Genomic DNA, 22,083 nt, shown 5'->3' on the forward strand with positions numbered 1-22,083 from the left:
AATTCCCCGTGTCAGCCATGCTGTGCATTGCCACAGCCCAGCCAGAGATTGCAGTCATGCATGAAAAGGCGCGCATATGGCGATTTCAGAACAGATGGGCACAGAGGCACCGGGGGCAGCGGCCGTTCCGGACCGGCGGGCAGGGCGCAAGCCGTCTTCGCCCTGGCGCATCCTGAAACCCGTGCGGGGGCAGATCCGGCTGGCGATGGCGATCTCGGCGGGCTCGGCGCTTTCTGCCCTCGGGGTGATGGTGTCGCTGATGCTGGTGGTCAGCGCGCTGCTAGAACGGCCGGGCACGATGCCCTGGGGCGCGCTTGGTGCGGCGGCGCTTTGCACCGTCGCATCCTATGCCGCCCGGCTCGGGGCCTTCAACCAGGCGCATTACGCGGCCTTCCGGCTTGAGCGGATCTTGCGCATCGGTCTGGCGAACAGGCTGGCGCGGGTGTCTCTGGGTTATGTCGAGGCGCAGGGCGCGGGGGCGCTTGCCAAGGTCATCCATGACGACGTGAAGGCGCTGCATGTCTTTGTCGCCGACAGCACGCCGCTTTATGCCCGTGCCTATGTCACCCCGGTCGTGACCTTCGCGCTGCTTTTGCTGTTCGACTGGCGGCTGGCGCTGGTGGCGCTGGCGGTGCTGGCCCTGGGCTGGGGCATCCTGCGCGGGGCGCAGCGGCGGCGGCGCGACATGGTGCGGGCCTATAATGCGGCCCGCGAAAAGGTCAGCGCGGCGGTTGTGGAATATGTGCAGGCGATGCCTGTGGTGCGCAATTTCGACAGCGGCCAAAGCAGTTTCGGCCGCTATCAGGCGGCGCTGGACGGCTATCTTGCGGTGATGCTTGACTGGTATCGGGCTGCGGGCTTTCCGGCGCGGTTCTCCTGGCTGATGCTGGGCCCGATGCCGACGCTGACGCTGGTGCTGGGCGCGGGGCTTTGGCTCAGCGCGATGGGCGATCTCTCGGTGCCGCGCTGGCTTGGGGTGCTTTTGGCCTGCACCGGCATGGCCGAGGCGATGATGCCGATGATGATGCTGCGCCACATGATCGAAAAGGTCGGGCTGAGCGTGGCGCGGATCGAGGAGGTGATGGCCGCCCCCGATCTGGATGATGCCGAGGCGACGCCCGGGCCGCTCGCCTTTGACCCCGCAGCGCCTGCACTGCGGTTTGACCGGGTGCGGTTTTCATATGCGCCGGACCTGCCCCCGGCGCTCGACGATGTCAGTTTCGAGGTCGCGCGCGGCAGCGTGACCGCGCTGGTCGGGCCTTCGGGCGCGGGCAAGACCACGGTGGCGCGTCTGGTGCCGCGGTTCTGGGATGTCACCGCGGGCAAGATCGAGATCGGCGGCCATGACATCCGCAAGATCGGCGCCGAGCGGCTGATGCAACAGGTCGCCTTCGTGTTTCAGGAAAGCTTTCTTTTTGCCGACACCATCGCCGCGAATATCCGCATCGGCCGCCCCGAGGCCACCGAGGCCGAGGTGATCGCAGCCGCAAAAGCCGCGCAGGCCCATGATTTCATCACCGCGCTGCCCCAGGGCTATGAGACTCGCGCGGGCGAACGCGGCGTGTTTCTTTCGGGCGGTCAGCGCCAGCGCATCGCCATTGCCCGGGCGCTGTTGCAAGATCGCCCGCTGCTGGTGCTGGACGAGGCGACGGCCTTTGCCGACCCGGAAAACGAGGCCGAGCTGATCGCGGCGCTGTCAGAGCTGATGCGCGGGCGCACGGTGATCATGGTGGCGCATCGATTGGCGACGGTCCGCGATGCCGACCAGATACTTGTCTTTGAGCGCGGCTGCATCGTCGAGCGCGGCCGCCACGCGGCGCTGGTGGCGCAGGGCGGGCTTTATGCAAAGCTTTGGCAGAATTACGAAACCGCGCAAAACTGGTCGCTTGGCGCGGCCCGGGGGGGGATCTGATGGCGGTCATCGGCAAACAACCGGCCGGGCGGGCGGGGGCAAGTTCCTTTGCGACGACGTTCCGGCAACTGGCTGAAAGCGTCGGGCCGGAAGATGCACCTGGGCTGCGGCGCGCGCTTTTCGGGCTGATCGCGGCGGCGGCGCTGCAGGGGCTCGGGCTGGCGGTGATCGCGCCCCTTTTCACCGCCGCGGCGACGCCGGGCGGGCTTGATCGGGCGCTTTCGTGGTTTGCCGCCCTGCTTTTGCTTATGGGCGCGGCCTCGGCGCTGCGCTGGCGCGCGCAGGGCTTCGATTTCGACGGACGGATGGTGCGGGCGACCTGGCGGTTGCGCAGCCGTCTGGGCGCGAAGCTGCGCGAGATCCCGCTCGAACAGCTTCAGGATAAGCGCGCGGGCGAAATGAACGCGGTCGTCTTGGGCAATGTCGACGAAAACCTGCTTTATGCGCTGACCGTGCTCAATCTGGTCTTTGCCGCGGTCATTACGCCGTTTTGCGCGGCGCTGGGGCTTATGCTGTTCGACTGGCGGCTGGGGCTTTTGCTGCTGGCGGTGTTTCCGGCGATCGTGCCGCTTTACCGCTGGCGACGTCCGGCGCTGGGGCGCGGCAAGCGCATCTTGGCACAGGCGCATCAGGAGGCAAGCGCCGATGTGCTGGAATATACGCAGGGGCTGGCGATCCTGCGCGCCGCGGGGCGGGCAGGCGAAAAGGCGGCCCGGCTCTCGCAGACCTTTGAAAAGCTTGAGGCGATTCAGGTCTTTGGCCATCGAAAAGGGGCCAAGCCGAACATCCTGGTGGCCAGCGTGGTCGAACTGGGGCTGCTGGCCGTCCTGATGATCGGGGTTTTTCTGGTGACGCAGGGAAGCCTTGCGCCGGCGGCGCTTGGGGCGGTTTTCGTGATCGTGGTGCGGCTCTCGGAGCCGCTGTCGACCTTCATCCTTTACACCGCGATGCTTGAGGTGATGGAGGCCGCGCTGGAACGGATCGGCACGCTTCTGGCGATGGCGCCCCTGCCGCAGCGGACGCCTGCGGCGATGCCAACCCGCCATGACATCCGTTTCGATGCGGTCAGCTTCACCCATGCCCGGGCCGAGACGCCCACAATTCGCGATTTCAGCGCCGTGTTGCCCGAGCATTCGCTGACCGCGCTGGTCGGGCCCTCGGGGTGTGGCAAGACCACGCTGACACGGCTCCTGCTGCGTCATTTCGACCCGCAGGAAGGGGCGGTGCAGATCGGCGGCCTCGATCTGCGGCAGATCCCGGCCGAACAGCTCAACGATCTGATTTCGGTGGTGTTTCAGGACGTCTATCTGTTCAATGACACGGTGCTGGCAAACATCCGCATGGGCCGGCCCGATGCCACCGAAGCCGAGGTGCGGGCCGCGGCACAGGCGGCGCAATGTCTCGATTTCATCGAACGGTTGCCGCAGGGCTGGCAGACGCCTCTGGGCGAGATTGGCGGCCGGCTTTCGGGCGGCGAGCGGCAACGCATTTCGATCGCGCGGGCCTTGCTCAAGGATGCGCCGATCGTCGTTCTGGACGAGCCGACAGCCGCGCTTGATACCGAAAGCGAATTGGCGGTGCAGCGGGCGCTGGATGCGCTGGTGGCCCGCAAGACGGTAATCGTGATCGCGCATCGGCTTTCGACGATTGTCGGCGCGGATCAGATCCTGGTCATCGAGGGAGGGCAGCTCGTGCAGGCGGGGCGGCATGCCGCGCTTCTGGACGCGGGCGGGCGCTATGCGCGGATGTGGGCGGCGCAGGGGGCGGTAAAACGCTGGTCGGTCGGGCAGTAATCAGCGTGCGACGATCAGCGGCGTGTGACTGATCGGATCGTCAAGGATAACGGCCTCAAGCCCGAAGACCTGCCGCAGCAGGCCGGGGGTCATGAGCCGGGCCGGAGGGCCCTCGGCCACCACCCGGCCCGCCGCCATCACCACCAGATGGTCTGCATAACGGCAGGCCTGGTTGAGATCGTGCAGCACCGCGACGATGGTGCGGCCCTGATCGCGGTTGAGACGCTGCAACAGTTCCAGCAGTTCCAGCTGATGTGCGATGTCAAGGAAGGTCGTCGGTTCGTCCAGCAGTAAGATCGGCGTCTGCTGGGCCAGCACCAGCGCAATCCAGACCCGCTGCCGCTGCCCGCCCGATAGCGCGCCGACTTCGGTCTGTGCCAGATCGGTCACGCCGGTCGCTGCCATCGCCTCTGCGACGATGCGGGCATCTTCGGGACTCCACTGCCGGAACGGCCCCTGATACGGATAGCGTCCGCGCGCCACCAGATCCTCGACGGTGATCCCGGACGGCGCTTGCGCGCTTTGCGGCAAAAGCCCGATCTGCTGGGCGAGCCGCCGCGCGGGCAGCCGCGCGATGACCTGACCGTCCAGCAGCACCTGCCCGGCCTGCGGTGGCAAAAGATTGCACAGCCCGCGCAGAAGCGTCGATTTCCCGCAGCCATTTGGCCCGAGGATGACGGAAAACCGCCCCTCAGGCACCGCAAGCGAGACCTCGGCACAGATCTTGCGACCCGCATAGCCCAGCTGTAAGGCCTGCGTTTTCAAGCGGCTTTGCGCCCCGGTTTTGGCAGCGCCTTTCCCTTCGTCCCTCATTCCCTCTGCCCCATCCTGCCTTGCCGTGTCAAAAGCCAGATCAGATAAAGACCTCCCAGCACGCCGGTGACCTGACCGACCGGCAATGTTGCCCCGATCGGCAAGACCCGGGTCAGCAGATCGGCGCCGGTCAGCAGCAGCGCCCCCATCAGCGCCGCGCCGAAAAGCGGTTGCGCGACCGTGCGGCCAAGCCTTTGCGCCAACTGCGGGGCGGCCAGCGCGACAAAGGCGATCGGACCCGCAGCACTGGTGGCGAGCGCGACCAGCAGCAGCGCGGCAAAAAGCATTCCGGCCCGCACCCGCTCGACCGCGACGCCCAGCGGTCCGGCCAGATCGTCGCCCATCGCCAGCAGGCCAAGTGGGCGCATCCCAAAGAGCATTGCCGGCAGCAGCACCGCAAGCCCCGCCCAAAGCGGCCGGACATGGCCCCAGTTCCGCCCCTCCACCGAGCCTGCCAGCCACAGATTGGCAGAGATCGCAGCATCAAGATCGCCCTTGACCAGCAAGAGCGCGTTGAGCGCGGTCAACATTGCCCCGACGCCGATACCGGTCAGCACCAGCCTATAGGCGCTGACGCGGCCATTCTTGCGCGCCAGAAGATAGACCCCGATCCCGGTCATCAAGGCCCCGGCCATGGCCGCCGGCACGATATCGGCCCCTGACCCGCCAAATGCGATGATGTGCAACAGCGCGCCCGATGCCGCTCCTGCGGTGAAGCCGATCACATCGGGCGAGCCAAGCGGGTTGCGCGCGATACTTTGAAACACCGCGCCCGAGGCGCCAAGCGCCGCCCCCGCGCCGAGCGTGACTAGCAACCTTGGCAGCCGGACGTCGAAGACCGCATAGGCAATCGCGCGCGAGGGCGCCTCTCCGGTCAGCACCTGCCACAGATCGGCGGGGATCACCGGAATGCGCCCTTGGAGCAGCCCGGCAATCCCGCTGGCCAGCAGCATGCCGAGCAAAACAAGGTTCAGCACCAGCCCGCGCAGATAAAGCCGCAACGACCAGCGCCGATACCGCAGAGTGATCCAGGCCGGGACGCTCACAGCCCGCCCATCCGCAACCGCCGTGCCAGCGCGATGAAGATCCCGCCTCCGATCAGCCCCGCCATGATGCCGACGTCGATCTGGCCGGGGGCGCCGATGACCCGTCCGGCCAGATCGGCAAAACCGACCAAGGCTGCACCGGTCAGCATCGAGGCAAGCAGCAGCGGCCGATGTGCGGGACCGGCGATGGGCCGCGCCAGATGCGGCGCTGCCAAACCGACGAAGCTGATCGGTCCTGCCGCAGCCGTTGCGGCACCCCCCAGCGCCACGATCATCGCTGCGGAGGCAAACAAGATCCGGCGCGGATCGGCCCCCAGACTTTGGCCGAATTCCTGCCCGAGCGCCAGCGCATCCAGTGGCCGCGTCAGCCCCAGCGCCACGACCGTCCCCACGGCCACGATCCCAGCCGTAGGCCCCAGCACCGCCCAGCCACGCCCCTGCAAGGACCCGACCGCCCAGTGGCGGAACTGATCGAAGACCGGTGCTTCGGCATTGACGGTGATCACCCGGGTCAGGGTCATAAGCACGATCGAAAGGGCTGCCCCCGCAAGCACCAGCCGCACCGGATCATGCCCCCGCGCCAGCCCCCCGAGCCCGAAGACGGCCGCGCCTCCGAGCGCCGCCCCGAGAATGCCCGCCCAAAGCGCAGCCGTCACCCCGACATAGCCTAAGACCACGATCTGGCAGACAATCATTAAGGTCGCCCCGGCGGAAATGCCCAACAGCCCCGGATCGGCCAGCGGATTGCGGGTCAGCGTCTGCATCAGCGTCCCTGCTGCGCCAAGCGCCGCCCCCACGACCAGCGCCAGCAAGGCCCGCGGCAAGCGTTGTTCGCGCACCAGAAGATGCGCGCCATCGCCCGGATCAAAGGCGCTGAACGCCGCAAGCGTCACCTGCACCTCGATGTCGCGCGGGCCGATGAAGGGGCTTGCCAGCGTGGTGCATAGCACAAAGAGAAGTGCTACCCACAGCAGCAGGCGCGGGCGCGCAAGCGGGCTTTGCATGCTCAGGCCCCGTCGAATTGTGCGGCGATACCGGCCACAATTTCTTGCGCGCTGTAATAATCTATCCGGAACGAGTTCGGCCCCAGCCCGTAGACCTGTCCGCTTCGGACCGAGGGCAGGTTGGCCAAGATCGGATCGGCGCAAAACCGGGCGACATCGGCCTCGGTGCCCGAGAGTAGGAAGGTGGTTTCGGCCTCAAGCAAGGTAAGATGTTCATACGCGGCGCGGACGAAATCGGCTGAGGCGGGTAGCCCTGCCGCCTGCCAGGACTTCGGCGGATCTTCGAGACGAAAGCCAAGCTGCGCCAGCAGCTGGCCATGCGCGCCCGTCGCGGTGGCGATCGGATTGGGGGCGCCTGCGCCGTGGTAGCTGACGATATTGGCGCGACCTGCGGGCAGGACCAGCCGGGCGCGCTTGGCCTGAAGCTCTTGTGTGAAGCCCGAAAGGAGCGCCTCGACCGCGGTTTCGTGACCAATCGCGCGGCCAAGCTGGCGCGACAGCTCTTGCCAGTCCAGCGCGCCGTAATCGAGCACCAGAACCGGTGCCACCTCGGCCAGCGCGTCGCGATAAGCGAGCGCGGAATCCGCGCCACTGGTCGAGACCACGATCAGATCCGGGGCGAGCGCCCAGACCGCTTCCAGATCGACCGATCCGGCAGGCCAAAGCTTTTCGACGCCGCGGTTTTCGGCCACGGCCTGCCATTGCGCGAAAAAATCGCCATGCGTGGTGGTGGCAGAGGCGATCAGCGGCGCTCCGATCGCCAAGAGGCTGCCCGAGAGCGTGACCGAACTCGACAGCACGCGCGCGGGTGGCGCGGTCAGCTCTGTTTCGCTGCCGTCGGCATTCGCAAGCCGTCGGGGCCAGCCCTCGGCGGCCCCGGCACGCGCAGGCAAGCCCGGCCAGGCGCTTGCGCAGAGGCTGGCGATCAGAAAACGGCGACGATTCATGCTTCCTCCGGTGCGAGGCCATGCGCCGAAGCATCGGGTCCGGCAGCGCTTGCCCTTGGGTTAATTGCTGAGAGAAATACTCATATATGCTTTGCCGTCAAGCTTTGCCTTGCAGGCGACGGCAGAATCGGGTGTGTTCGGAGGGGCTTGGCGCGACCAAATTGCAACAACTTATTATTTCTATCAGGAATGTCTTTTCGCGGCCGTCGCATCACGTCATCGTGACGGTTCGACCGGCGAAAACGATGCCGGTCCCTCTCACAGCGATGCCAGCCGTTTCTCGCCAGCCGTCCGCATTTCAAGGAAAGAAGCATGGAACGACTGAAAGGAGCGCGCTTTCTGCACAGCGCGAGCATTGCGGCCTTATGTGTTCTCAGCCCGCAAACCGGGTTTGCGCAGGACGGCACCGGTGACGCTTTCTCGTTGGGCACGATTGTCATTACGGGGGAAAAACTGGCCAGCAGCCTGCAACGCACCGCCGCTTCGGTGACTGCGCTCAAGGGCACCGACGCCGAGGAGCAAGACGAGTCCGGCAAGGACAGCGTGGCCAAGGCCGTCGAGGGAATCGCGAACGTGACCTACCCCGCCAGCGGCGGCCAAGGCGGGGCACCGACGATCCGCGGGCAGGACAGCGAGGGGCCGAATTCGGGCGCTACCGCGTTTTTTGGCGGCACCGTGCCGCGCACCGCGGTCAGTGTCGATGGCCATTATCTGACCTACAACGAACTGGTCTGGAGCTCTGCCGCGATCTGGGACGTGGACAGCATCGAAGTGTTCCGCGGACCGCAAACGGTGACGCAGGGCGCCAACAGCATTGCCGGGGCGATGATCGTCACCACGAAAGACCCAAGCTTCACCCGTGAAGGTGCGGTACAGCTGCAATATGGTAGCGATGACCGCCGCCGCGTCTCGGCGGTGGTGTCTGGGCCGGTCGCGACCGATCTGGCGGCGCGGCTTTCATTCGATTACAGCGCCCGCGACACTTATATTTCCTACACCAACCCCGCTTTTTCGCTGGGCGGCACTGATCAGGATTTCGATGCGAAGACCCTGCGCTTCAAGCTTTTGTGGCAGCCCGCTGCGCTGCCCGGTTTCGAGGCTAAGCTGAGCTTTTCGCATATCGACACCAGCCGTCCGACCTGGGAAGCGGCGATGGCACCTTATGAGGATCTGGAAAGCACGGTCACCAGCAACCCGAGCTGGGAGGTGCGCAGCAATGCAACCGTGCTGGATCTGAGCAAGGAATTCGGAAATGGTGTCAAGATCGTCAACAGCTTGCGCGTGGCCGATGTGCATACCTCGCGGATCACTGAGCCGGTGACTTCGGGCAGTGCCGAAAACGATCAAGACATCGTCTCGAACGAAACCCGATTGACCTTTGGTGACGAGATGTCGCAATTCAGCGGTTTGGCGGGGCTTTATCTGTCTTCTACGACGACCGACGAGACGCTGAGCCTGCGCGGCACGACCGTTTATGAGGACGAAAAGCGCAGCACCGGCGTCTTTGCCGAGCTGAACTATCGCTTTGCTCCGGACTGGATGGTGACCGGCGGGCTGCGCTATCAGCGCGACTCGGTCGAGCGGCGCGGCACCACCAGCTTCACCTCCGAGGTGCTCGATTACGACCGGACCTTTGATGCCTGGCTGCCCAAGCTCGCGCTGACCTATGACCTGAACGACACCACCAGTGTTGGCGCGATGGTCAGCAAAGGCTACAACCCGGGCGGCGTGACTTTGGGCTTTGTGTCGCAGGAGTATGTTGCTTTCGAACCGGAAACGGTCTGGAACTACGAGCTTTTCGGCCGCACCAAGCTGTTTGACGAGCGGCTAGACCTGACCGGGAACCTGTTTTATAGCCGGATTAAGGATGCGCAGCGCTATGTGACCTCGGTGGTCGAAGGCGGCTATACCGACGCGGTGACCGTCAATGCCGACAAGGCGGAATCCTACGGGTTGGAACTGGGCTTCAGCTTCGCGGCGCGCGACAACCTGACCCTGCGCGGCAGCCTTGGCCTGCTGCACACCGAAATCGTCAGCTTCGAGAATGCGCTGGCCGATTACGAAGGGCATGAATTTGGACGCGCGCCAAACCGCACGCTCAGCCTGGGCGTGGATTGGGCGATCCGTCCCGATGTGACGCTGGCGGGCACGGTGCGCTATACCGATGCCTATTTCTCGGATGACACCAATGCGACGGCGCTTTTGATCGATGCGCATAGCGTGGCTGATGCGCGCATAACCTGGACCCCGCGCGAGGATCTGTCGGTTTATGCCTATGTGAACAACATTTTCGACGATCGTTCGGTGACCAACCTGCGGTCGTTGCAAGGCACGTTGCAAGGTACGGTGATTGATCCGCGTTCGGTCGGCATCGGTCTCAAGATGACCTTCTGAACGACCGCCACTTCCGCGCCCCGCAGACGGTCTGCGGGGCGCGGGCTCTTGGGCGTGCCCGGATTAGGGCAGCAGCGCGTCGAGCGTTCGGTCGGCGGCTTCGGGGTCGGCGAAGGCGGCAAGGCTGCGGCTGACCGCCGCTTTCAGAGCAGCGACATCGGCCGCATCGTAATGGGCGTGGCGATAGCTCATCATCACGCGCAGCCCGCGTTCCCCCTCGATCACGTCTTCGACGACCTCGAATTGCAGCCCGAGCACCGATCCTGCCTTTTCGGGATCGACCTGGCGGAACCGGATCGGCCCCTGCGGCCCCGGCAGCGCGCCGTTCAGCCGGTTCTGGGCGTGGATCTGGATGAACACCTCAAACATATGTTCATCGGGCGGGGCGGTGCCGCCCGATAGCGCCGCTTCGACCAGATCGATCGGGATTTCGCTGTGCGGCATCGAGGCTGTGATCTGGTCGCGCACGTCAGTGATCAGGGCGCGCGGGGTCGCATCGCCGGGTGCGCGCAGGCAATGCGCGGTGACGGTCGTGAAATAACCGATCGTGTCGAACCAGGCCGGATCGGTGCGCCCCGCGGCCGAGGTGCCGATGGTCAACGCCTCAAGTCCCGCCAGCCGTTGCAGCGCCACAGAAATCGCCGCATAGACGGTGTTGAACAGCGAGGCGGAGCATGTCTTCGCCAGGGCGTGCAGCCCGGCGCAGACCCCGGGCGGCACGGCGATTTCGCACCAGCCGCCCTCGGTCGCGCCGGCCGGGGCAGCGGGCAGCGGCGCGGCGCCCGGAGCGCGGATCGGCTGCGGCTGTGGCGCTTCGCGCAGGGCCCTAACCCAATGATCCAGCGCATTGGTATCGATGCCGGCGCGGGCTTGGGCGCGGGCGAAGGCGTGAAACGATGCGACCGGGCCAGCCCAGTCGGGGGCCCGTCCCGCCGCACGGGCGCCATAGGCGTGGGCAAGCTCGTCCATCATCAGGTTGACCGACCATTCGTCCAGCACGACATGATGAAAGAGGAAGGACAGGATCTGTCCCTCGGCCGTGCGCAGGAAGCGCAGCCGCAGCGGTAGTTCTTGCGTCAGGTCGAAGACATGCCCGGCTTCGGCCGCCAGAACCGGCCCCGCGTCGATGACCGGCCCGGAGGGATGAAACCAGTCGAGCTGATCGACCTCGGCCATGGGCACGGTTTCTTGCAGCACCGTGTCGCCCTTTGTCCGGAACCGGCTGCGCAAGGCGGGATGCCGCTCCAGCAGGTCGCGGAAAGCTGCGGCGAAGACCGTCTCTTCGACCGGGTCAAGAAAGCGCAGCACGAAGGGGATGTTGAAAGCGGAACCGAAGCCAAGCGCGGCATGGATCTTCCACAGCGATTGCTGTGCAAGCGAAAGCGGCGCCTGTTCGACAGGATCGGGCGCCGTGCTCCGGATTTCGACCGGCGCAGCGGGCGACGGGGTTGCCGTGGGCTGCGCCAGCGGGGCCAGCGCGGCGGCGGTCGGATGTGTGAAGATGTCAGCGAACCGCAGCGCCAGGCCGTTTTCGGTGGCAAGCTGGCCGATCACTCGGGTTGCCACCAGGGAATGACCGCCCATATCGAAGAAATCGCAGTGCGCGGTCATGGTCGGGGCCTCAAGCGCGGCGCGGAAGGTTTGCAAGATGATCCGCTCGATCCGGGCGATTTCAGGTTCGGGTTCGGGATCTGTCTGCGCCTGAGGCGCCAGAACCGCCAGCAAGGCGGCGCTTTCGGGCAGGTCTGCGGCGATCGGGTGGCGGATCAGCGCCAGCCGGGCGGCCTCGGGCGCGAGGGCAAGCACGAAGCGCAGCGGTGCGCCCTTGGCCAGATCCCAGGGCTCTGCAGCGAGTGCCTCGATTACGGGGCCAGCCTCGGGGGCCGTGCGCAGTGCCCGCAGCCAAAGGTCCGGCCCGCGCGGCGCAAGGTCGACCCGCAACTCGCCTTCATCGTCGAACCGGTAGCGGCGTGTCAGCTCGGGGCGCGCCAGAACGCCCTGCACCAGTGTGCTGACGACGGCGCCCGGCTCGCTGCAGGGCAGGGTCGCCGTATAGATCGCCGGGACAAGATCGGGGGCGCCCTGTTGCAAGGCAAGCCAGGTCCGCGCCTCGTCGGGGCGCGCGGGGCGGCTGTGGGGAAGGCTGTCTGGGGGCGGTCCGGGCTCGGTCATAGTTGCTCCTGCGGTGAGGGAAAAAGGGCAGGGCTTGCACGGCCTGGGCCGGGGCTGGCACCGCGCAGCCAAGGGCAGGGCGGCCATAAAGTCAAGTTAATTTATCAGGTTTTGGGCCGCGACGTGCGCCTTGCCGTGGGCCCGGGCACGGGTAGACAGCGGGTCAGGGTTACCCCTCCTCCAGCCACCCGGCGATCGGCCGGAAGGCATGAGCGGGCGGCGGAAAGACAGCGCCCGTAAGGTCGATGGCGGCAGGGCTTGCCAGCAGCGTTGCAAGCGGAATTTCCGCCGCACCTTCGCGGCAACAGCGCGTAAGGAAAGGCACGAGCCCGGTGCAAGCTGCGTCGAAGTTGCGGGCAGAGGCCGGGTCAGCATCGATCGACAGTGTCAGGCCGGTGCCGTCGGCGGCGGCAGCAAAGGTCATGTTGAACCCGTCGCCCGGGCCTGCGGCCAGCACCTCGCGCCGGGCACGACAGCCCACGAAACGGGGCGAATCGAACGGTAGCAGGTTGATCAGCGGCGAGAAGAAAAAGCGCTTGCCCTTGCCAAGACCGTGATCCTGGGCGATCTGCTCGACCCGGTAGCGCCCATGCCGCCGCAATTGGCGCAATGTCGCCGCGCTGCGGCGCAGCCATGCGCCAAGCGTTTCGTCCGTCTGCCGCGTCACCACGAGCGGCAGGATATTGACCACCAGCGCCGGGATCGTTGCGCTGACACTGCCCAGCCGGCTCATGTAAGGTAGCCAGATCGTTCGGCCGGGTCCGTCTTCGGGCAGATCGCGCGCGAGCCAAGCGGCGCACAGCAGCGTCAGCAGATCGGGCCAGCCAAGATCGGCCGTCGCGGCGGCGCGCGCAAGCGCGCTGGACAGATCTGCGGGCAGCGCGGGCTCCGCTGCAAGCGGGCTGCACCCGTAGTCTTCGGCGCCCTTGCGCAGCACCGCGAGTTTCGGCCCCCCCGCCAGATGTTGCGCCCACCAGGCGCCGTCGCGGGCATGTTGCGAGCTAGCGCGATAGCACTCTTCTTCCTCCAGATATTGCGCGAAGGGACGCAGCGGTCCCGGGTCTGCCTCTTTCCCGCGGGCCTGCGCATAAAGCGCGGCCGCCCGCCGCTCGATCAGCGCCACGCTATAGCCGTCAAGCAAGATATGATGGCCGCGCAGATACCACAGCCAGCGCTCGGTGCCGACCCGCAGCAGCCACAGCGCCGCCAGCGGGTCATGCCGCAGGTCGATCGGCGCGGCGATGTCGCGTTCCATCATCTTGCGCGCCGTGGCCCCGGGATCAGATTCGTAGCGCAGGTCGTGATAGCGCAGTACCGGTATGCGCGCGGGGTCGATCTGCTGCTGCGGCCCCTCCGGCCCGTCGCGAAAGCGCAGCGCCAGCACCTCGGCCTCTTGTGCCAATTGGCGCAATGCGCCGATCAGCGCCGCCTCGTCCAGATTGCCCTCGATCACCGTGCAATGCGCCACGGTCGACAAGGGCCGGTCTGGATGGAAGCCAAATTCCTCCCAGAAATCGAGTTGCGCCAGCGTCAGGGCGTGCCAGGGGCGCGCGGCGTCGATCAGCGCCGCCACCGCGCGGGCGTTGCGCGGCGCCAGAAGCTGAGCCGGGGTGAGGGCGGTGCCGAAGCGCGCATTCAGCGCCGCAGCCATCGGCGCAAGATCGTCGGGCAAAAGCCCGAGATCAAGCAGCGGGCTGTCCGCCGTCGCGCCTGCCGTCGCCGCCGCGCCGTTCCGCGCCCTGAGCCGCTCAAGATAAAGTGCCAGAACCTGCGCCACAAGCGCCGGTTCGGCCTGTTTTTCGACCACGGGGGCGGCGGGGGGCGCGGTTGGCGTGGCGCTGGCAAGCCGACGTACGGCGGCGCGGTCCGGTTTGCCGTTGGCAGAAAGTGGCAGCTTTGGCACCTGTACGAAGCGGTCGGGCAGATGCGACGGCGGCAAGGTTTCTCGCAGGAAGGCGCGTAGCGCGCCGGGGCCCGTTTCGACATTATCGCGGCAGGCGTAAACGGCGGCCAGCGTCGTCTCGCGCCCGTCGCCCGAAGCGAGATCGACCACAATCGCCGCGCGCACCCCTGGGTGACAGGCCAGCGCCGCCTCGATCTCGGTGAGGCTGACGCGCACCCCGCGCACCTTGATATGGCTGCCAAGGCGACCGGAAAACAAGATCACCCCATCCGCCCGCCAGCTGCCCAGATCGCCGGTGCGAAAGGCCCGCCGTGGCGGATCCGTGGCCCCCCCGGCGGACAGAGGCACGAAATCGGTCTGCGCTAGGCGGCCGTCTTTCAGATAGCCAAGCGCGAGGCAGTCGCCAAGCGTGTGGATGCGGCCGGGCACGCCGGGCGGGCAGGGCTCTCCCAGCGGGTTGCAGATCCGATATTCGGCACCCGCCAGAGCCCGGCCATAGGGGATCGCGCCCGTTTCGTTCTCGGGCGCGGTTTCGATCTCGTGCCAGATGCTCCAGATCGTCGTCTCGGTCGGTCCGCCAAGCGAGACAAGCCGCGCCCCGGGCAGCTCTTTGCGCAGCCGGGCGATCACGGCGGGCTTGATGTAATCGCCGCCCTGCGCGACCAATCGCAGCCCCGTGAGCTGATCGGGTCGGGCACAGGCCAGCAGCATCTCAAGAATGGCCGGCACCGAAACCCAAAGGGTCACCCCGTGCTGCGCAACCAGCCGGGCCCAATCCATCGCATCCTTTTCCTGCTCTGGCAGGACCAGCGTCGCCCCGGCGCAAAGCGTGCCGAAGACATCGAAAACCGACATGTCATGGTGCAGCGGTGTGACCGAGATAAGCACATCCGTGCCGGTCATCTGCCAGGCCTGCAGCGATTGCGCCAGCACGTTCGCGGTGGCGCGGTTGTTCAGCACCACGCATTTCGGCGTGCCGGTGCTGCCCGAGGTGAAAAGGTAGTAGCCCGGATCGCGAGACAGGCTGCGCGCGGTCAGCGTGGCATCGTCGGGCAGGGTGCCGCCGGGCCTGTTCAGCGCCTCGGGCGTGACCGTGGCGAAACCGTCGATTGCGCGGTGCGACACCACCAGGGCCGGGGCGCAGCGGGCCAGCAGCTGATCGCGCCGGGCGGGCGGGGCTGCGGCATCGATCGGCACCCGGATCACCCCGGCCATTGCGGTGGCAAGTTGCAGCGCGACATGTTCGGGGCTGCGCGGCAGCTCAATCGCCACGACGTCGCCGGGACCGATGCCCCGCGCGGCAAGACCGTCCAGAAGCTCTTCCACATGGCGGCGCAAGGCGGCATAGCTTAGCCGCCTCTCGCCAAAGATCAGCGCTGTGCCTTGGCCCGCGCGCAGCTGCGCGGCCAGGCGCGGCAGATGTGGCACCGGATCGGGGATTTCGGCGCTCTGCGCGGGCAGCGCGACCGGCACAAGCGGATCGGGCAGCACCAGCTCCCCCGCGGCGCAGATCGCCGCCAGCGCCGCCGCGATGGCGTCGAGCATCGCCGCGACGGTTTCGGGCGCCAGCGCGTTTTCGGCGTAATCGGCCGCAATCTCGATTCCGCCTTTGGCGGCCCATAGCAGCCGCAGATCCAGCGCGACCTGCGGGGTCTGGGTCAGCCGGGCGACCTCGTGCAGCGGGGCGGAGGGGTCGGACAGCGGCCAGTTCAACTCGTTCGTCAGCACCACCGGCAAGGCCAGCGCTGCGCCCGTGCGCGCCAGCAACTGTCGCACCAGATCGACGCCCGACAGGCTGGAATGGGCCAGGGCCTGCATCGTCTGGCTTTGTAGCGCCGCGGCCCGCGCGCAGGCTGGATCCGGGCCGACCGCGTGGTCGATCACGATAAAGGACGCGCGGTTGCCAAGCGCCGTCCGGTCAAGGGCGGGGGCTGTGGGCAGGCCGACACAGAGCCGCAGATTGGGGGTGAACCGGGCCAGCACCTCCAGCACGGTGAAGCTCAAAAGACTGTTCAGGAAGAGCTTCTCCCGGGCAGCGATGCGGCGCAGAGTTTCGACCTGCGGGGCGGCGATCCGTCTTGCGCTGCGCCGCCGCCGCGCCGGGCCAAGCTGCTGAAGCGGCATCCGCCAAGGTAGCCGGGGGGGCTCCTCGATCCCGGCCAGCGCCTCGGCCCAATAGGCCGCATCGGATTGCCGCTGCGCCGGGTCCATCGGTGCGCTGCGGGCCGGTTCCATGGCGGGTTCGATCTCGGGCGGGGCGGTGGCAAGCATCTCGGCGCAGATCTGCGCGATTGCCGGGCCGTCAAGCGCCAAAGCGTCGAATTTCACCGCCAGCGCATCCGCCTGCCCGGCAGGCATCTGCACGGCAACGACCTGCCACAGTGCGCCATCAAGCGGACAAGGCGCATGGGCGAAATCTTCCCAAAAGGCATCAAGCCGCGTCGCGGCATCGGGGGGCTGTGTCAGATCGAGAACGGTCCAAGGCAGTTCGATCTGGGGCAGGCAGTGCTGGCGCCCGGTGCTGGCCTCGACGCGCAGCCGCAGCGCGGGGTGTGCCGCGACCAGTTGCGACAGGCGCGCGCGCAACGTCTCGGGGTCGAGGACGCCACGAAACAGCCGCGCCTCCTGCATCGCCACGCCACCGAGCGGCAGCACCGTCTCGCGCCCCATCAGATAGGCCCGTTGCAGCGGCGCAAGCGGCCAGCTGCGCGGTGGCACCGGCGCTTGCGCCAGCGCCCGCAATCGTTCGAGCACCCGCGTGAAAAGCGCTTCGGTCCAGGCGCGGTCCAGCAGGTCAAGCCGGATGTCCCAATTCACCAAGATCCCGGTGCCAAGTCGGGCGATCTGCGCATCCAGCGCCACGCCCGGCCCCTGCGATACGCTCCAGACCAGATCGCCCAGCACGCGCCGCGCCCGTTCACCCAGGATCGAGCCGCGCGGATGGTCGAGCCCGGCGGTGAAGACAACCGGTGCTTCGGGCATCCGGCCGCTTTGGCGGGCAAGATCGCGCAGCAACTGCGGGCCGGGGTAGGCGGACTGCGAAATGCCTTGCACGAGCCCTGTCTGCACCCGTTGCGCCAGAGCGGGCAGATCCTCTTGCAGCCCCTCAATCCCTAAAAGGGTGAAGTTGGAGGCGTCGCCGATCACCGGGTCCGCATCGTCGCGGTGAAAGATCGGCACCGTCAGGCGCAGTGCCGTCTGGCCACAGGCCCGGCCAAGCTCCTGCGCGAAAACCGCCAGCGCCAGCGCCGAGGGGGTCACCCGCAGCGCCCGGGCTTGGGCGATGAATCCGCGCGCCTGCGCTGGATCGAGCGTCGCCGCCAGACGCGTGCTGCATGCGCAGCGGCCATTTGGCGCAGGGTCCACGGCGGGCAGGCAGGGGGGCTCGGGCAATGCGGAAAGGCGGTCGCGCCACCATTCCCGCGCTTGGGCCCGTGCCTGCGTATCGTCTGACCGATCAACCCGGTCCGGCCCTGGAGCGGGCGCGGCGTCACCCGGGCCGTCTTCGTAAAGCTGCGCCAAATCATCCAGCAAATCAGGCAGGCAGGAGGGATCGGCGGCCACCATGTCAAGATCGAGATGCAGTCGATGCCCGCCCCCGGGCAGTAGACTGAGCGTGCCCTCGAAGGGCTGACCGGCCGCCAGCGGCAAGCGCTGGTCGGTTTTGTCCGCGCGCAGCCGTGCCAGCGCTGCTTCGACCGCTCTTGCGTCAAGCCCGCGCAGATCGTGCTGGCGCAACGCATGCGCGGAACCAGGCGGCACGATGGTGGCCCGCCCCTCGGTCGAGACCGAGAGCCGCAGGTTCGGATGTCGCGCGATCAGTGCCGCAAAAGCTTCGCTGAGCCGCGTCGGGTCAAGCGGCGGCGTCGCGTCGCGGGTTTCGAGTTCGACATAAAGATGCGCCGAAGGGGTCTGTGCATCCCCTGCTGCGGCATGTCCATTGATCCAGCACGCGGTCTGCATCGGCGTCAGGTCAGGCATCGGATCTCACCCAGTTGACATTTGTTGATATAAATACTCAAGTATAGGTGCCCGTCAACCTGTGATCTGCGGGCGCCGGATCTGAACGGCACAGACAACGGGGGCGGGCACAGGCAACCCCGAACGGACCGATTTGCAATGACCGATTTTACCCCATGGCCGGAGGACTTCGCGCGGCGTTACCGGCAGAAGGGCTACTGGCTGGACGCGCCGTTGACGCGCGGGCTTGAGATGCAGGCACGCGCCCGGCCCGAGGCCTGCGCGATCCACTGCGGCGCGCGCGCGATCAGCTATGGCGCGCTGGACCGGATGTCCACGGCGCTGGCAAGACGGCTGCTGGCGCGGGGGCTACGCCCGGGCGATCCTGCTTTGGTGCAGCTGCCGAACCGTGCTGAGTTCTTTGTCACCTTTCTGGCGCTGCTGAAGGCTGGGATCACCCCGGTCAATGCGCTGTTCAGCCATCGCGCGCTGGAGCTGCGGTCCTATGCCGAACAGCTGCGCCCGAAGCTGTTGATCGCGGCGCGCAGCCATCCGTTGTTTCATGATGATCACTTTGCGACCGAGTTGCGGGTACGCTCGGGCCGGCTTGCCCTGTGTCTTTTCCTCGACGATCCCGACCCGGTGCAGGACCTTGCCGCCTGGGCCGCGCCCGACGGGGCGGAGGAAACGCTGCCATTGCCCCGGATCGATCCCGGCGCGGTCGCCTTCTTCCAGCTTTCGGGGGGCAGTACCGGCACGCCGAAGCTGATCCCGCGCACCCATAACGATTACGATTATTCGATCCGGGCCAGCGCCGAGATCTGTGCGCTGACGCCGCGTACGGTTTTTCTTTGTGCGCTGCCCGCGCCGCATAATTACCTGCTCAGCTCGCCCGGGGTCTTGGGCGTATTCCATGCAGGCGGTACTGTGGTGATGGCACCCAACCCGGAGCCAGAGTTGTGTTTTGAATTGATTGCCCGTCATCGGGTGACGATGGTGGCGCTGGTCCCCTCGGCGGTCGGGCTCTGGCTGGAGGCGGTGCGCGGCGGGCTTGCGGTGCCCGAGAGCCTTGCACTGGTGCAAGTCGGCGGGGCAAGTTTCGCCGAAGCCCTGGCCCGGCAGGTGCCGGAGGTGCTTGGCTGCGCCTTGCAGCAGGTCTTCGGCATGGCCGAGGGGCTGGTGAACTACACCCGCCTTGACGATCCGCCCGAGCGCATCTTTACCACCCAGGGACGGCCGATCAGCCCCGATGACGAAATCCGCGTGCGCGACGGTGCGGGGCGCGATTGCGCGCCGGGCGAAACAGGGCATCTTTGGGTGCGCGGGCCCTATACGTTTCGCGGCTACTTTCGCAGCCCGGCGCAAAATGCCACCGCCTTCGACGCCGAGGGCTTCTATCACAGCGGCGATCTGGTGCAGCGCGACGACGAGGGCTATCTGCGCGTCGTCGGCCGGGTCAAGGACCAGATCAACCGCGGCGGCGAGAAAATCGCGGCCGAGGAGATTGAGGCGCTGCTTTTGCGCCATCCCGAGGTGGTGCAGGCCGCGCTCGTGTCCGAACCCGACCCACGGCTGGGCGAGCGCAGCTGTGCCTTTCTTGTGCTGCGCCAGCCGGTGCGGCCGGTCGCGCTGCGCCGCCACCTGATCGCTGCGGGCGTGGCCGATTACAAGCTGCCCGACCGTTTTGCCTTTATCGACGCGATGCCGCTGACCCCGGTCGGCAAGATCGACAAGCAGGCGCTCCGCGCTGCGGTCGTGCCTGTGTCGTAATGACCCCGATGACCAAGGAGATCCTAATGACCCTGACTGCCCATACCGACCCCGTCGATCGTGACTGGCTTGTTGCCCGTGTCAGTGCGTTGCTTGAAGACGAGGGGCCGATCGATCCGACCGAGAACCTGATCTATTACGGGCTCGACTCGCTGCGGGTGATGAAGCTTTCTGCCGAGCTGAAGAAGCATGGAATCGCCGTCAGTTTCGAGGATTTGGCAAGCGCGCCGACGCTGGAGGCTTGGGAAGCGCTGATCGCAGCGCGACGCGGTGGCTGAGCCGCATCCGGGTCTGGCAGGCTGGGAAAGCGCGCTTGCGCAATTGCGCGCAGCGCTGCCCGCCTGCCGGATCGAGATGCGCCCGGCCGCGCCGGTCCCTCCCGGTGTGGCGCGGGCGCGGCGTTTTGCGGAGTATCGCGCCGGGCGGCTGGCTGCCGCCGCCGCCGCGCGCGCGTTGTGCGGCATGCCCTGTCTGGCAGGTCGCAGCGTCAGCGGGGCGCCAAGCTGGCCCCCGGGGCTGTGCGGCACCATCAGCCATTGCAAGGGGCAGGCGATTGCCCTGCTTGGCGCTGCCACCGCCTGGGGAGGGCTTGGCATCGATATCGAGCAGCACCTGACACCAACCCTCGCGCAACAGATTGCCCCGGTGGCCCTAACCGCACAGGAGCAGGCCGCTTTCGGGGCGGATCCGCACTGGGTCGGGTTGATCTTCTCGGTGAAAGAAAGCCTTTTCAAGGCGTTGAGCCCGCATCTCGGGCTGCGCTTCGATTTCGACGCGGCCGAGCTTTGCCCCGCAACACCGGCAGAGCCGCCCGCGCTGCGGCTGACCCGGGATCTGGCCCCGCGCTGGTGGGCGGGGCGACGGATCGGGGCGCTGCTTCTGGCCGGTCCGGCGGGGGTCATGACGGCCGTTGCCCTGCCGCGCGATGACGACTGGACCGGAGCTCAGCCGCGCAGCGTGGCGCCGCCGTCGATGTAAAGATCGGCCATGGTGATGTGGCCCGCCTGATCCGAGAGCAGGAAAACCGCCGCCTGGGCGATATCGGCGGGCGTCGCCAGCTTGCCAAGGGGGATGCCGGTGCGGAAGCTGGCGACATCGCCCGCGATCACCCGCGCCTGGCCTTGATCGTCGGCCCACATCTCCGTCTGCATCGGTGTCAACGTCGAGCCCGGCGCGATCACGTTGCAGCGCAGGCCCTGTCGGGCCAGTTCCAGCCCGAGGCAGCGGGTCAGCATGGTCAGGGCCGCCTTCGAGGCGCAATAGGCCCCCATGTCGACCCGGGGAATTCCCGCAGCATTCGAGCTGACCACGACGAACGCCGCCCCCGGCTGCACAACGAGCCGCCGCCCGAGCGCCTGAAGCAGATGGAAACTGCCGTCGAGGTTGATCGCCATCACCCGGCGCCACTCCTCGGCCGTCATCTCAAGCAACGGGCCAAGCGCCAGCACCCCGGCGGTATGAGCGGCAAGGGCGATCGGTCCCGCCTGCGTCTCGGCCGCGACAAGCATCGCCTCGATCGCGGCGGGGTCGCGCAGATCGCACGGCAGCCAGATTTCTGCGCAGGTGCGGATGTCTGCGGGCAGGGCCGCCAGCGCCGCGTCGGTATCGGTGGCAACGACAGTCGCGCCGGCCTCGTGCAGCAGGCGAACGGTTTCGCGGCCGATGCCGCCTGCGGCACCGGTGACCAGCGCGCAGCGCCCGGAAAATCCACTCAAGCGCATCGGGCTGCCTCGGTCAACGTAGCAAGGACGTCGCGCGTGGCGATCACCCCGCCGCAGGTGCCTGCCACCCATTGCAGCGCCATCTGGTGGCGTTCGGCGTCGAAATCGGCCTGCGCATCGGCGATGGCGAAAGGCTCGATATCGCGCTGAAACGCCTCGGCTGCGGTGGCAAGACAGCCGATATGTGCGTAGACCCCGGTGATCAGCAGCTGATCGCGGCCGCGCGCGCGCATCAAGGTTTCCAGGTTCGACCGCTGGAAGGCGCTGTAGCGGTGTTTCGTCAGCACCAGATCGCCCGGCGAGGGGACAAGGTCGGGCAGGATGTCCTGATGCTCCGGGCGGCACGACATCCCGGGCCCCCAGAGATCGGCCTGCAGGCCACGGTCGAAGCGAAGCTGGGCGCCCTCTTGCGCGGTATAGAAAACCGGCATGCCACAGGCCCGGGCGGCCTGGGCGAGGCTGGCGATATTAACGATCACCTCGGGCAGGGGCGCTGCGTCCTGCGGGAAAGGCGCGCAGAAATAACGCTGCATGTCATGGATCAGCAAGGCCGCGCGGGTTTGCACGGGGTGCCATGGGGCACGAGCCGCGGGCAGGGCCTCAGGGCGGGGCAGGGGATAGGAGACGATTCCGGGAAGGGCCATCGGG

The 22,083-nt window shown here is 67.1% G+C and carries 14 protein-coding genes; 6 read left to right on the forward strand and 8 right to left on the reverse strand.

The annotated features are described in order from the left end of the window. Positions 1 to 76: 76 nt before the first annotated feature. Both CKO11_RS14795 and CKO11_RS14800 read left to right on the forward strand, forming a co-directional pair. Positions 77 to 1,912, forward strand: a complete 1,836-nt coding sequence (locus CKO11_RS14795) for an ABC transporter ATP-binding protein (protein ID WP_223640426.1) — start codon at positions 77 to 79, stop codon at positions 1,910 to 1,912. Then, positions 1,912 to 3,705, forward strand: coding sequence for an ABC transporter ATP-binding protein (locus CKO11_RS14800; protein WP_223640429.1), 1,794 nt, complete (start codon positions 1,912 to 1,914; stop codon positions 3,703 to 3,705). The genes CKO11_RS14795 and CKO11_RS14800 overlap by 1 nt, the downstream gene beginning before the upstream one ends. On the opposite strand, the gene CKO11_RS14805 is transcribed toward CKO11_RS14800, so the two are convergent. Genes CKO11_RS14805 through fepB form a run of 4 tightly spaced genes read right to left on the reverse strand, consistent with a single transcriptional unit; the run spans position 3,706 to position 7,515 of the window. Next, positions 3,706 to 4,518: an ABC transporter ATP-binding protein gene (locus tag CKO11_RS14805; RefSeq protein WP_223640432.1), complete on the reverse strand. Its 813-nt coding sequence runs from the start codon at positions 4,516 to 4,518 to the stop codon at positions 3,706 to 3,708. Continuing rightward, a complete protein-coding gene (locus CKO11_RS14810) occupies positions 4,515 to 5,564 on the reverse strand; it encodes a FecCD family ABC transporter permease (protein WP_223640435.1) in 1,050 nt (349 codons plus the stop codon). The genes CKO11_RS14805 and CKO11_RS14810 overlap by 4 nt, the downstream gene beginning before the upstream one ends. Continuing rightward, on the reverse strand, positions 5,561 to 6,568 hold the full coding sequence (locus CKO11_RS14815; RefSeq protein ID WP_223640438.1) for a FecCD family ABC transporter permease: 1,008 nt from the start codon (positions 6,566 to 6,568) through the stop codon (positions 5,561 to 5,563). The genes CKO11_RS14810 and CKO11_RS14815 overlap by 4 nt, the downstream gene beginning before the upstream one ends. A 2-nt stretch (positions 6,569 to 6,570) precedes the next feature. Beyond that, positions 6,571 to 7,515, reverse strand: a complete 945-nt coding sequence (gene fepB, locus CKO11_RS14820) for a Fe2+-enterobactin ABC transporter substrate-binding protein (RefSeq protein WP_223640440.1) — start codon at positions 7,513 to 7,515, stop codon at positions 6,571 to 6,573. 312 nt (positions 7,516 to 7,827) lie between these two features. On the opposite strand from fepB, the gene CKO11_RS14825 reads away from it, so the two are divergent. Next, positions 7,828 to 9,909: a TonB-dependent receptor gene (locus tag CKO11_RS14825; protein ID WP_223640443.1), complete on the forward strand. Its 2,082-nt coding sequence runs from the start codon at positions 7,828 to 7,830 to the stop codon at positions 9,907 to 9,909. 63 nt (positions 9,910 to 9,972) lie between these two features. On the opposite strand, the gene CKO11_RS14830 is transcribed toward CKO11_RS14825, so the two are convergent. Both CKO11_RS14830 and CKO11_RS14835 read right to left on the reverse strand, forming a co-directional pair. Next, positions 9,973 to 12,081 carry a condensation domain-containing protein gene (locus tag CKO11_RS14830; RefSeq protein ID WP_223640446.1) on the reverse strand — a complete coding sequence of 703 codons (2,109 nt, stop codon included), beginning with the start codon at positions 12,079 to 12,081 and terminating at the stop codon, positions 9,973 to 9,975. A gap of 169 nt (positions 12,082 to 12,250) precedes the next feature. After that, entirely contained in the window at positions 12,251 to 17,965 is a 5,715-nt protein-coding gene (locus CKO11_RS14835; protein WP_223640449.1) for an amino acid adenylation domain-containing protein, read from the reverse strand. 138 nt (positions 17,966 to 18,103) lie between these two features. On the opposite strand from CKO11_RS14835, the gene CKO11_RS14840 reads away from it, so the two are divergent. Genes CKO11_RS14840 through CKO11_RS14850 form a run of 3 tightly spaced genes read left to right on the forward strand, consistent with a single transcriptional unit; the run spans position 18,104 to position 20,692 of the window. Continuing rightward, entirely contained in the window at positions 18,104 to 19,714 is a 1,611-nt protein-coding gene (locus CKO11_RS14840; RefSeq protein WP_223640451.1) for a (2,3-dihydroxybenzoyl)adenylate synthase, read from the forward strand. Between the two features lie 26 nt (positions 19,715 to 19,740). Continuing rightward, the gene (locus tag CKO11_RS14845) at positions 19,741 to 19,992 is read left to right on the forward strand and encodes a phosphopantetheine-binding protein (RefSeq protein WP_223640454.1); all 252 of its coding nucleotides are present in this window, start codon (positions 19,741 to 19,743) and stop codon (positions 19,990 to 19,992) included. Continuing rightward, positions 19,985 to 20,692, forward strand: a complete 708-nt coding sequence (locus tag CKO11_RS14850) for a 4'-phosphopantetheinyl transferase (RefSeq protein ID WP_223640457.1) — start codon at positions 19,985 to 19,987, stop codon at positions 20,690 to 20,692. The genes CKO11_RS14845 and CKO11_RS14850 overlap by 8 nt, the downstream gene beginning before the upstream one ends. On the opposite strand, the gene CKO11_RS14855 is transcribed toward CKO11_RS14850, so the two are convergent. Beyond that, a complete protein-coding gene (locus tag CKO11_RS14855; RefSeq protein ID WP_223640460.1) occupies positions 20,659 to 21,435 on the reverse strand; it encodes an SDR family oxidoreductase in 777 nt (258 codons plus the stop codon). The genes CKO11_RS14850 and CKO11_RS14855 overlap by 34 nt on opposite strands. Beyond that, complete coding sequence (locus CKO11_RS14860; protein WP_223640463.1) at positions 21,426 to 22,079, reverse strand: isochorismatase family protein; 654 nt, start codon at positions 22,077 to 22,079, stop codon at positions 21,426 to 21,428. Before CKO11_RS14860 ends, CKO11_RS14855 begins: the two co-directional genes overlap by 10 nt. Positions 22,080 to 22,083: the final 4 nt, after the last annotated feature.

This window comes from Rhodobacter sp. TJ_12 (assembly GCF_020023995.1).
Classification (GTDB): Bacteria; Pseudomonadota; Alphaproteobacteria; order Rhodobacterales; family Rhodobacteraceae; genus Rhodobacter.

What these genes read in the sequence shown, in the direction of transcription:
- CKO11_RS14835 (WP_223640449.1), bottom strand. Translation starts at nt 17,965, where the DNA reads ATGCCTGACCTGACGCCGATGCAGACCGCGTGCTGGATCAATGGACAT.
- CKO11_RS14840 (WP_223640451.1), top strand. Translation starts at nt 18,104, where the DNA reads ATGACCGATTTTACCCCATGGCCGGAGGACTTCGCGCGGCGTTACCGG.
- CKO11_RS14815 (WP_223640438.1), bottom strand. Translation starts at nt 6,568, where the DNA reads ATGCAAAGCCCGCTTGCGCGCCCGCGCCTGCTGCTGTGGGTAGCACTT.
- CKO11_RS14855 (WP_223640460.1), bottom strand. Translation starts at nt 21,435, where the DNA reads ATGCGCTTGAGTGGATTTTCCGGGCGCTGCGCGCTGGTCACCGGTGCC.
- CKO11_RS14825 (WP_223640443.1), top strand. Translation starts at nt 7,828, where the DNA reads ATGGAACGACTGAAAGGAGCGCGCTTTCTGCACAGCGCGAGCATTGCG.
- CKO11_RS14860 (WP_223640463.1), bottom strand. Translation starts at nt 22,079, where the DNA reads ATGGCCCTTCCCGGAATCGTCTCCTATCCCCTGCCCCGCCCTGAGGCC.
- CKO11_RS14845 (WP_223640454.1), top strand. Translation starts at nt 19,741, where the DNA reads ATGACCCTGACTGCCCATACCGACCCCGTCGATCGTGACTGGCTTGTT.
- CKO11_RS14795 (WP_223640426.1), top strand. Translation starts at nt 77, where the DNA reads ATGGCGATTTCAGAACAGATGGGCACAGAGGCACCGGGGGCAGCGGCC.
- CKO11_RS14830 (WP_223640446.1), bottom strand. Translation starts at nt 12,081, where the DNA reads ATGACCGAGCCCGGACCGCCCCCAGACAGCCTTCCCCACAGCCGCCCC.
- fepB (WP_223640440.1), bottom strand. Translation starts at nt 7,515, where the DNA reads ATGAATCGTCGCCGTTTTCTGATCGCCAGCCTCTGCGCAAGCGCCTGG.
- CKO11_RS14800 (WP_223640429.1), top strand. Translation starts at nt 1,912, where the DNA reads ATGGCGGTCATCGGCAAACAACCGGCCGGGCGGGCGGGGGCAAGTTCC.
- CKO11_RS14805 (WP_223640432.1), bottom strand. Translation starts at nt 4,518, where the DNA reads ATGAGGGACGAAGGGAAAGGCGCTGCCAAAACCGGGGCGCAAAGCCGC.